General features: G+C 37.4%; 3 protein-coding genes. 2 read left to right on the top strand and 1 reads right to left on the bottom strand.

Annotated features, from left to right (window positions below; translation table 11 throughout):
* The first annotated feature begins 254 nt into the window (after nt 1-254).
* A complete protein-coding gene (locus PR725_RS16040; RefSeq protein ID WP_110732273.1) occupies nt 255-1361 on the top strand; it encodes a porin in 1107 nt (368 codons plus the stop codon).
* Nucleotides 1362-1790: 429 nt separating this feature from the next.
* A complete protein-coding gene (locus tag PR725_RS16035) occupies nt 1791-2981 on the top strand; it encodes an amino acid aminotransferase (RefSeq protein WP_117162075.1) in 1191 nt (396 codons plus the stop codon).
* Nucleotides 2982-3082: 101 nt separating this feature from the next.
* Here the strand turns inward: PR725_RS16035 and PR725_RS16030 are convergent, their stop codons facing one another.
* Nucleotides 3083-11653 carry an anthrax toxin-like adenylyl cyclase domain-containing protein gene (locus PR725_RS16030; protein WP_272569770.1) on the bottom strand — a complete coding sequence of 2857 codons (8571 nt, stop codon included), beginning with the start codon at nt 11651-11653 and terminating at the stop codon, nt 3083-3085.
* Nucleotides 11654-11777 lie beyond the last annotated feature (124 nt).

Here is an 11777-nt window from a genome sequence, read left to right as displayed (position 1 = left end):
TAATATTTTTTAAACTGGTAAGATGAGTGATTATTTATTGTTCTATTTTTTACATTTTGAAACATCTAGTTACCATTTGTTTCAGAATCTTTGATTTTGTAGCACTTTGAGGGTAGATAATTTTATTTAGCAATGGAACACTGGTCGCCGACATAGACGACACTAATCTCTCACAAATAGTTCCAATTATTTTTTGCGAATTATTTTTGGCAGTGGCAGGTGTCCGAATAACACCAATGAGGGTAATAATAATGATGAAACGCAATATTCTTGCAATGGTTATCCCAGCTCTGTTAGCTGCTGGTGCAGCAAACGCAGCTGAAGTATACAATAAAGACGGCAACAAATTAGACGTTTACGGTAAAGTTGACGTTCGTCACTACCTCGCTGACGGTAGCAGCAAAGATGCTCCAAGCCAAGACGGTGATGATTCACGCGTTCGTTTAGGTGTTAAAGGTGATACTCAAATCACTGACCAACTGACTGGTTTTGGTCGTTTCGAGTGGGAAACTAAAACTAACAAAGCTGAAAACGAAGGCGAAAACAAAAACCGTTTAGCATATGCTGGTTTACGTTTTGCTGATTTCGGTTCAATCGACTACGGCCGTAACTACGGTGTGGTTTATGACACGAACGCATGGACCGACGTATTCCCATTATGGGGTGCGGACACTATGGCTCAAGCAGACAACTTCATGACTAGCCGTAACCGTAACCTGTTAACTTACCGTAACAACAACGCGTTCGGTTATGTTGATGGCCTGAGCTTTGCTCTGCAATACCAAGGTAAAAACGGCGACAGCAACCTGTCTTCTGCTGGTATTAAGAAAGATAACGGTGACGGTTTCGGTTTCTCAACTGCTTATGACTTAGGTTGGGGCGTAACTCTGGGTGGTGGTTACTCTAACTCTTCCCGTACTCCAGAACAGCAAAAAATGGCTGACACTGGTGGTAAAAAAGCTGAAGCTTGGAACGTGGGTGGTAAATTCGACGCTAACAATGTTTACTTAGCGGCTATGTACGGTCAAACTAAAAACATGACTCGTTACGGTGCAGGCGGTGACTTTGAGTCAGGTGTTGCTAACAAAACTGAAAACGTAGAGTTAGTTGCACAGTACCTGTTCGATTTCGGTCTGAAACCATCTTTAGGTTATAACCAATCTAAAGGTAAAGACTTAGGCGCATACGGTAACAAAGATTTAGTTAAATATATCTCTGTAGGTTCTTACTACTACTTCAACAAAAACATGTCTGCAGTTGTTGATTATAAAATCAACCTGTTAGATAAAAATGAATTCACCAAAGCGTACGGTATCAGCACTGATAACGTTGTTGGTTTAGGTTTAATTTACCAATTCTAATTATCAGTTAACTGATAAGTTAGAAAACGGTAACATGTTTTTGTAAGCAGCGCTTCGGCGCTGCTTTTTTATTTCTCTTTTTTCATCTCTAGCATAAATTTCTCCTCCACAAAAATACCAGAATTAATACCAGAATTATCAATAAGACAGACTGATTCACCACCTTTATAGATATTTATGGTCAGATTACATGCAATTCCTACCTAGTTCACAAGATCTCGCCAATTTTTGGTAAAACGGTTGGCAAAAAGCCTTTATCACGTTACCCTGAGAACTCGACTCGTTCGACTAAACCCGTTTTCAGCTACACCCGCGAGTTTCGTATGGTCTGGGCAGATTACAAGCAAGGATAGCCAACCGCATTCTCACTTATGCCTTCATACCTTAGGAACTGTGTGGGTACCACTACAGAGCTTTGGAATCGACAACATGTTTGAAAAAATTACTTCTGCCCCTGCTGACCCAATCTTAGGTCTTGCTGATAGTTTCCGTGCTGATCCCCGCGATAATAAAATCAACTTAGGTATTGGCGTCTATAAAGACGAATCAGGGAAAACCCCTGTGCTTGATACCGTTAAAAAAGCAGAAAAATTCCTGCTGGATAACGAAAACACCAAAAACTATCTTGCGATTAGCGGAATGCCAGAATTTGGCCGTGTAACACAAGAACTGTTATTCGGTGCACAACATGAAATTGTCACCTCAAAACGTGCACGTACAGCGCAAGCTCCTGGTGGTACAGGCGCACTGCGTATCGCCGCTGACTTTATTGCCAAACAAACCAATGCAAAACGTGTTTGGATCAGCAACCCAACTTGGCCTAATCACAAAAACATCTTTGAGGCAGCTGGCTTAGAAGTTTTAACTTACAACTACTATGACGCAGCCAACCACGGTATGGATTTTGACGGCATGCTTAACAGCTTATCATCTGCGGTAACGGGGGATGTGATTGTTTTACACGGCTGCTGCCATAACCCAACGGGTATTGATCCAACCGCTGAGCAATGGACAAAACTCGCCGCATTATGTGCAGAAAAAGGCTTATTACCGGTTTTTGACTTTGCTTACCAAGGTTTTGCAAAAGGCTTAGATGAAGATGCCGAAGGCCTGCGCATTTTCACTAAAAACAACCCTGAAATGATTGTGGCGAGCTCATTCTCTAAAAACTTCGGTTTATACAATGAGCGTGTCGGCGCTTGTACCATCATCGCTAAAGACAGTGACAACGCAGAGCGCGCATTCAGCCAAGCGAAAGCCGTTATTCGTGCAAACTACTCAAACCCACCAGCACACGGCGCCGCAGTGGTAACAACCATCCTTTCTGATGACGTGTTAAAAGCTGAGTGGATCCAAGAGTTAACCGCAATGCGTGAACGTATTAAACGCATGCGCCAATTGTTAGTGAAAACATTGGAAGAAAAAGGCGCTAAACAAGACTTTAGCTTCATTATCAACCAAAATGGTATGTTCTCCTTCAGTGGCCTAACAAAAGAGCAGGTAGAGCGTCTACGTAGCGAATTTGGTATCTATGCGGTAAGCTCTGGCCGTATTAACGTGGCAGGCTTAACACTGGAAAACATGGTTCCTTTATGTGACGCTATCGTGAAAGTGCTGTAATTATTCGGATGCATTAAAAATTAAGCATTGAAAACGATAAAACAGCGTTTTTAATATCATGCCAGTCAGTTACGTTACTGACTGGCATTTTTTATAAAAAACTATTTAAGATGGCTAAGGAAGCGCTCCGTTATTTGTACCGCTCCCCAATTCTTCCGGTAATTATCATTAGTGATACTAAGGTCGAGATTTCGTTCGTAATCAATGCGCTCTTCAACAAGTAACTGAACCAAGCGATCAATGGTTTGCTCTATATGTTGTTTCGATAATTCCTTGTAATTATTGAAATGACGCACCTGCATGACACTATGCTTTGACCCAACATGGTTGTTATGAGATAGCGTCACTTGCCTTCCACTCTTTGAGCGATATGTTGTTTCTGCAACCTTAGCAGACAATTGTTTATAACTAACTTCTTCAGTATTAAAATCAATTAGAACCACTTGATTGCGTCCCTCAACATCCGTGATCTTCACATCACCTTTTCCATGACCGCTGACAATATAGAGGTCATCACCTTGAGTTCCCGTTAATTGATCTTCTCCATTTAAAGAGATTAGCACGTCTTGATGCATCCCTTGTGCCAGTAGTACATCATTACCTTGCCCGCCATACAGTACATTTTCACCGCCTAGGGTAATCAGCTTATCGTTACCACTACCCCCCTTAATAATACGCCCTTGTTGAGACATATCCATGACATTATCATTGCCGGCTAAGGTATCAATAAGCCAATTATTTCTCGTGCAATCCTGTTGTAATACAATCCCATCATCTTTCAATGTTAGGTTTAAAGGTCTCGCTCCGTCATTGGCTACCACGCCATTTAATGTGCTTGTAAGCTCATCAATGGGTTTCCAAGTGGTAAACTCCCCTGACTGTTTGGCTTTATGGAGTTTTTCAGAGAGATAATTAACGAGCGGGGTCATCCCGTGGCTCGTGGAGCAGTTAAATTTTTCATCCAGCCGCTCATAGTGGTGAATATTGAATTTACCCTCACCATCATCGATAGAAACCTTAATTTTGACAAGCTTGCCAGCTGATGATTCATAAAACTGGTATTCTGTATCACTCTTTTCAGTTGGCTGATGTTTAAAATTGATTAAATGAATATGGTTATTCCCAATCTGGTCTTTAATATATACCTTACCCGGCTGGTTACCATCGATGATATAGTGGTCATCCCCTACGCCTCCCAATAGTTCATCGTTTCCCTGACTTGATAGCAGCAAATCATCCCCAGACCCACCACTAATAGAGTTATCCCCCGCACCACCATATAAAATATTATTTCCAGCACTAGCTTTAAGATTATCATCGCCATCTCCCCCCAACAGGACATAACTTTCTAATCCTTTATTAATAATAGTGTCGTCACCACTTTGCCCATCAATGACATGCTTTTCAGATAGATACCCTATCGGTAATATAATTTCATCGTCGCTCGTGCTGCTTTCTTTAACTGGGTTTACTGGTGATAAGCGGTTTGCCTGTAAATTGACTTTAAATAAGTTGCTATGCTTATCTTGGATTAAAACAGCATTAGAGATCTTATTACCTACGTTGCTAAATTTAATAGCCAATTTTTTTTGCCCAAATTTATCTACGCTGTATAGCTGCCCATCATCCTTATAGAGTGAATAACCATTCTCTGTAGGTAACAATAGGCACAGGCTGTCTTTATCTGTAAAACTGTCATTTACTTTAGAGAAATCAAACTCAACCTCACCATACTCTTCTTTGCCTTGCACAATTTGATAGGTATCTATTCCATGGCTAACTTCAATATGGCTACCTAATTTTATCAGGGGTAATACGTTGTTTTGACTATTTCCACGGTAAGTTAAATGATTAGCATGGCCTATTGGCACAAACCATCCCCATGTTGGCTTTTTATAATGACGAGATTGGTTTATCGTTATGATCCCCGCAGATTCATCTATTTTGACGGATTTTCCTTCTGTAGAGGGAAGTTGATCACTTTCTTGTACATAGCTTAAGCTGAAATACTGGTTAGGATGTTTTTCATCTATCACTGTTGTCATCACCCAACCATCAAGTGTTTGTAGCTGATATCCATGATGCGGTGCCTTCAACGCCGCATCTTGCACATTTTCGAGGACAATGGTGACTTCACTTTCCACATGTTGAAAAAAATGGCCATCAATACTACTTTTTGGTTGTTTGAGGGTTAAAACCAAGTGGTTGCCGTCAATTTGAACGTGCTTTATTTCATCTAGAAAATACTCTAAAGTGACTCTGCTTTGTAAATAATTAGATTCTTTAATAACCACCTTTGCCTGAAACTGATGGCTACCTTCTGTATAGCTAGGGTTAAGAGACTTTCGCGTTTTAACTGCTTTCTCTTTTCTGTCGAAATAACGCTCTGTAAGGTACAAGTCATCAACATGTTCAAGCCACTCATAGCGGCGAATATGATAGTTGTCATTTCCATCACCACCAGCTGCAATTCCTTGCGTTAAAATGAGTTTATCATCCCCTTCTTTACCCTCTAAGATATCCTTACCTAGTCCACCATCCAGTATGTTTGCAGTGTCATTCCCCTGTAAATGATCATTGCTATTCCCCCTGACCATCACATTTTCCATATTTTGCAAATGCGCAACGGGAATAAAAGGATGATCCCCTCCTCTTTGGTAATGCAGCCTATTTTCGTTTAAGTCTACAGACACTCGGTAGCCATCGGGTAGGTTATCAATAATGACGATATCCTGCCCTCCTTGACCGTCAAGGTACTTAGTCGGCTTGTTATCTTCTCGCGATGTTAACGAGGCTAAACAGCTATCTCGGATAAAAAATAGATCGCTCTCATCTCCTCCCGCAAAGTATTTCTCACCTGATAACACCTGAAAGGCATTTTTTTGTACTTTTTTACCAATGACAACATCATTACCATTCGCTGTATTCCAGCTGGTTCCTTCGCTATTAGTATTTTCAATATATAACGCTGTCCGCTGGCTGTTATTCACTATATGCTCACTAAAAGCACGTTCGTTTTCTCTGAGCATATGTTGCCCTAAGACGCCAAACTCCGTTTTTTTCGAATAAAAACTAATTTGTTCCGGGTTAGAATTTATTAACTGATATTGCAGGGGTAATGATAATTCATTATCTAAAATTTGATGTCGTGCTTTAAATGCCTCAAATAACGGGCTCTTATAAGCAGAATTTAAAGAGTAACGCTCGTGAGTGGCGATACTTCCGATATTTTTAAGGTCAAATACCGCTTTCTCTTTTGATTGAAGGCGAAAATTATGGCGAATAGACCAGCCCATTTTTTCATATAAAACCTTTAAATTTTTAAACCACGCGGTGGTTCTGACAATTTTATTTTTTAAAATAAAATCAATCTCATCAGCCGTAAATGTGGGAGCCCCTTTACGTACAAACCGCACAGAAGTATCCCCCGCCCCCATATATAGATTTCCCAGCTTACCGTAGAAATAATTACCATAATTATCAACTAAATAATATTTCGGCTCATTTTCATAAGTCGGCTTTTCAATAATACTGAGGTGATGAGCAAATCCTGCCTGTAGAATATTATTTTCAAATAAAGCTAGATCCATATGCCAATCTTGCTCTTTGAACGCATTAATATAATGCTGTATATTCATCTCTTGCTGGCTACGTAAGGTTGGGTCTAAGCCTAAAGCACCGCGGATCCCTTCTTCTAATTCACGATCCCAATCAATATCAATAACTTGTTTGATGTTTTCAACCGCACGAACGCCGCTATAAATCCAGCCTCCTACCAGTAAGATCCCACCAATAACTAGCCCAGCGACTGGAATTGTAGAAGACCCCACTAAGATACCAATAACGGTGACCCCATTGATCACCGCACTCGCAATAGAGAAAGAAGCATTCACAATAAGGTCTTGGCGCTGTTTAGGGTCTGTTACACTGTCCAGTTTAGATAAGCTGTCGTAAGCTTGATAGATATCAATTCCCATCCCCACCAAATTGAAAATCACCACCGTCCCCGTGGCGATCCTCGCGCGGACTAACGAAGTCGCACCCTTACCTGATGCGATATTTAATAGCATTGGTTGCACTATCATATCGCCATAATTAAATAGAGCAGACGCAGCAAGTAAATAAAACTGTTTTTCTAGCTCTTTAATTTCTTCGTCACTAAGATCTGGGTTATCTAATTTGTCCAAAATTGCATACGCGCTGATCAGGCTTTGGATAGCACCGGTTGCGCCCATTAGTTGACCAGCACGATTGGCTATGCGCTGAAATTGAGGAAGCTTATGACCTGCTTGACGAACCTTAGCTAAAGTGGAAGGCGCTATAGTCTCCTGTTGAGCATCAACATTATTCGCTAAATATTTAAACTGTCTTTTCAATACCCCCGATTCAGCAAAATTAACTTGGCGCTCGACTAGCTGATGGATATCTGCTGATTTTAATTGCTCATGGAACACTTTAATGAAAGCGAGATCTTCTTTTCCACCTTCCATCAGTGTGAAATACATCGCTAGTTTATCAGGAGAAAAACGGATTTTATTATGTAAATCAATGGATTTTAGGTCGCCTAGAGAAATCGGTTTTCCTTTAATAGTTGCACCAAGTTGTTGTAATTTGGCAAAAGCAATTTTTTCACCATTGAGCGTGACCCAGCGGTTTTTTGGTAGTGTAAATTCAGCTTGGTCAATAATTGTTTGTCGTTGGTTACGCATAGAAGACAATACGGTTTTAAAACCTGTCGAATCCAAGTCAATAAACTGGAAGTCTGCTCTAAATTCGCCATTAGAAAGTTGGAGGTTTTCACTAAAATAATGCTTAATTTTCCGTTGGAATTGCTGCTGAGCTTGCTGAGAAGATCTGTTTTTTACACTTAACTGAATCCCTTGAGGATCAAATAAGCTGATTTCATAACCTCCATTACGTTGCACATGAGTGACGGTGTAAGTTACCGATTTCCCCTTTAAGAATATTATTACGTTATTCGTATCTGTAACTGCTGAAAACAGATTTCCTATCGGTTGATCCGCTATTGATATTCCATTTTTGTGAACTTCAATATTAATATATTGGCTATACTGTTCCATCTTTTTCAACAGTGATCTTTCTGCTGATGTCGATGTATTTTTCACTATAGCTTGCTCTATTTGCGATTTACGTTCAATAAAGTCTCGTGCTAAATGACCGTCTGCTAAATAAAATTCAATCGCGTATGTCCCCCCCAACGTTTGATCCATACCTCGGTTTTGAGAGCCAGAACGAATAACCCCATGGTTCAGTAACTCAACCTTATTACCATACATTAATTGTTGGTTAAATTGTGCCAATCGCTGTGCTTGGCTTTGTTCATAAAAATAAAACGCTTCTGTAAAAGAATATTTTTTGAATGGTGCATTTTCCCCAATAAAATTAGCTGAAGATAGTTCACTAAACTCATTTAACCTATTGTTAAATGAAATCAGTTTATGATTATCAGTCACTAACTCTAAAATTTTACCTTTATCTATTCTATCCCCAGCAGGAAATAGTTTCATTAATATATTCTGCGAACGCTCACTTAAGTGATTTAATATTGATAAATCATTTTTTATCGCGATCAATAATGTCTGAATATCACTCGCTTGTTGTTGATAACTACTTGATATTGAGGGTTCTAAGAGCAACTCTAGTGATAATATATTCGTTTCAGCGTTTTGACTTAGATATTCATTTAGTTTTCGGTTAACTAACGGGTCTGATACTGCAATTTTTAATTTTTTAATATCTATATTTCCATTTCCATCTGAAAAATACGTCAATAAATAAGCGTGATCTGTCTTATTGATATCTTGAATAGAAATTTCTTTTAACGCTATTTTTTCTAGTAATACAGTTAGCTGGTGGTGTGGCTGCCACTCTAATTTGGCAAACGGTTTACCGAAATTATTTTCAATATTATCAATGTATCCACTTTGAGTTTCTTTACCTTCAATAAAATTTCGCACAGCGATAGGAATACTTTTCTTACGCTGTATCTCTCTACTTGCATTAATATAGCTATCCGATATTTTTCTTTTTGGATTAAAGTATTCAGCATATTCCCCTTCACGCCAGTTAGCATTAAGAGGAGCACGATATCCCTCATTGATTAATAACTGTTGAAAATTTGAAAGGCTTTCAACATCATTAATAATAACCGCACCCGATGAATTCATTTGGAAATATGTACCTATCGACTGACGTGTTCCTGATAATTTATTTTTTCCTTTTAATTTATCCGGTAAGAAAAAAGTAATCGGAAAGTTATCTTTCATCACACTTCCAGGATTGGCATCATCAGCCCCATGATGTACTAACTCTAATCCAATGGGGCGCTCTAATTTTTTATTTAACTCTTGATTAATCTCCTTGATTTTTGCATTCGTAATACCATTATCTTTCCCCTCTCTTTTATTATATTCAGCTTCATTGTGATAAAGCTTTTTCTGTTCATTTGTGAGTTCATCATAGTTAACACTCGCTTTCCACTCTTGCCATGAAGGCATTTCTGACACTTTAACGTAATGCTCTAGCTCAGAAACTGGATAGATAACACTAAAGAGATCATAATCTGCTGTCATAGCTTTCCCTGTTTTAGGGTCACCGACTACCAGGAAAGGAGCTGTTTTATGACCAGACTGATAAAAGACTTGCCATAACTTAGTTTCTCCTCGTGTTATATTATTCAGAATAAAACTATGTGGTACATTATCCACTTTGGCAGTTGTTCTTCTTATATGGTCCCCCCTGCCTATATCCTCCAATGAAGTCACAGCCCCATATTTAAGTAGCTCATTCATACGCTCATGAGTTACTTCAAGTATTACCGGCTTTGCATGCCCTTGCTCAATAGACTGCGTTATATAACCATTATATTTTTCTTGCTCATCCCGGCCTGATTTTTTAGCAAACTGCTGCAAAATAGGAATAAAGCCACTATGAGGCCCCCAATCTGAACTTTTACCTTTAATCATGAGCCCTTTACTGCCATATAAGCCAGAAGCGATTAAACTTGTCGATTTATAATCAATAGGTCGCATACCTATAATAACATTATAGTCATTAGCAACTTGCGTAATGGCTCGTTGATGATTTTCTGGGATCCCTGTAATAGCCTTAGGTTCATTACTGGATAACGGTTTTAAATGCAAGTTGGTACGAATATAATCCCTTGCAATGTTTTGGTTATTATGGCTTTTATTGATATTTTCAAAGGTCTTGATGTCGAAATTTTTATTTATCGAATATATTTTATATCCATCTTGAGAGATAAAAACATCTTTTTTAATTTTTGCTATAGTTTCAGGATTATTAATTATCCGTGTATAAAGGTCTTGTCCATCTAAAATATCCGTATATGCTATAAACTCTGTGCTCCCTGTGACAACCTTAATTTTTAATAAACAATTTTCCGGATTAAATTCTTTATATATTATTTTACACTTACTCCCCTTCTTCTGATAAGTGATTCCCCTCTCAGCTAAAAGTACATTTTCAGTTATTTTTAAACTGGTATTATTTATTTTTTTAAAATCAATCCCACTATTTCCATTTTTTACAAACTCACTAACAGCTATATTATAATCATTCTCAAAAATAGGTATTTTGCTTTCTTTAGCAATTTTCTTAATATGACTATCTAAATAAGAAAAAAAATCAACCTGTTTGTTAATCATCGCAACACCATAATTAGGGTCAAAGAATTTATATTCCCATGATTTATTTTTATTGTTATACTTTGCGCTAACAACAACTACGTGGTTACCTAAAATCAATTGATAATAGAGTGGTGTTTTATTTTTAGCTGTATGGCCAATAACGACGTCCTTAAACCTCTTGACTGTCGTTCCCTTTAATGTATTGAATGAATAATTCTGATGTATATTATTTCCTTGAACACCTCGTTTTTTATTTATTAATTCTAACTTTAAATAATTATCTCTATTAACACTTTCAGATATCGAATCAATAAAAAAATTTGCATCAGAGACGGAGTATTTATTTCCTAATACCTCCCCACCCCGAATAAATCTATCTTTTAATTTTAAAAATATAGGGTCAGAACTAATAATCTCTCCTTCCTTTGTATTAAAGAAATCTTCTCCTACATATAGTGCATTGATATATTCTTTAAGTTTTATTTTTTGAGATTCATAAAGATACTGATAATACACTTTATCTTTTTTATTTTCATTTACTGCTTTATTAAAATTTTTATCAATTATATCATTAAGATAATCACGAAAAACTCTATTATTAATTTCATCATAGGCTAGGCTATCAAAATAAGTTTTATTCCTTAATGAGTTATTATGAATTCCCTGAATTTTAATAAAACCATAAATATAGTCATTCAATAAAACTTGGGCGTGCATTTTCAAAGCATCATACTTTACTTTATCTATTGCAGATAAACCCTCGCTATCAAAATTAATAATATCATATAAATAATTCAATTGCTGAATGTAATCAGCACCTTTATTGTTTATTTCATAGATTAAAAACTCATTTGTCAACCCATAACAATAACCTGGTGATTGACTATGATTGATACCATACTCAGTCATCATATTGATAAAAAATGTTTTGTTTTTAGGAGCATTAATATAATTATATAAATTATATTGCATGAAATTAATAGTTTGGTCATTTTCTTTCATCTAGTAATTATCCATAATTATTATTTAAAATAGAAAAATAGCAAAACCAATACTTTCATTCCATAAGTAATATAAAATTAGGAGTAAATTTAACTACACTCATAAAAATAAAAATGCCTCAATA

The organism is Providencia sp. PROV255, assembly GCF_028478065.1.
GTDB lineage: Bacteria > Pseudomonadota > Gammaproteobacteria > Enterobacterales > Enterobacteriaceae > Providencia > Providencia rettgeri.
The sequence above is the reverse complement of the archived record's forward strand: the minus strand, read 5'-3'. Positions and strand labels throughout refer to the sequence as shown.

Excerpts from the sequence above, each read along its gene's own strand:
- PR725_RS16040 (WP_110732273.1), top strand. The coding sequence starts at position 255 with ATGAAACGCAATATTCTTGCAATGGTTATCCCAGCTCTGTTAGCTGCT.
- PR725_RS16035 (WP_117162075.1), top strand. The coding sequence starts at position 1,791 with ATGTTTGAAAAAATTACTTCTGCCCCTGCTGACCCAATCTTAGGTCTT.
- PR725_RS16030 (WP_272569770.1), bottom strand. The coding sequence starts at position 11,653 with ATGAAAGAAAATGACCAAACTATTAATTTCATGCAATATAATTTATAT.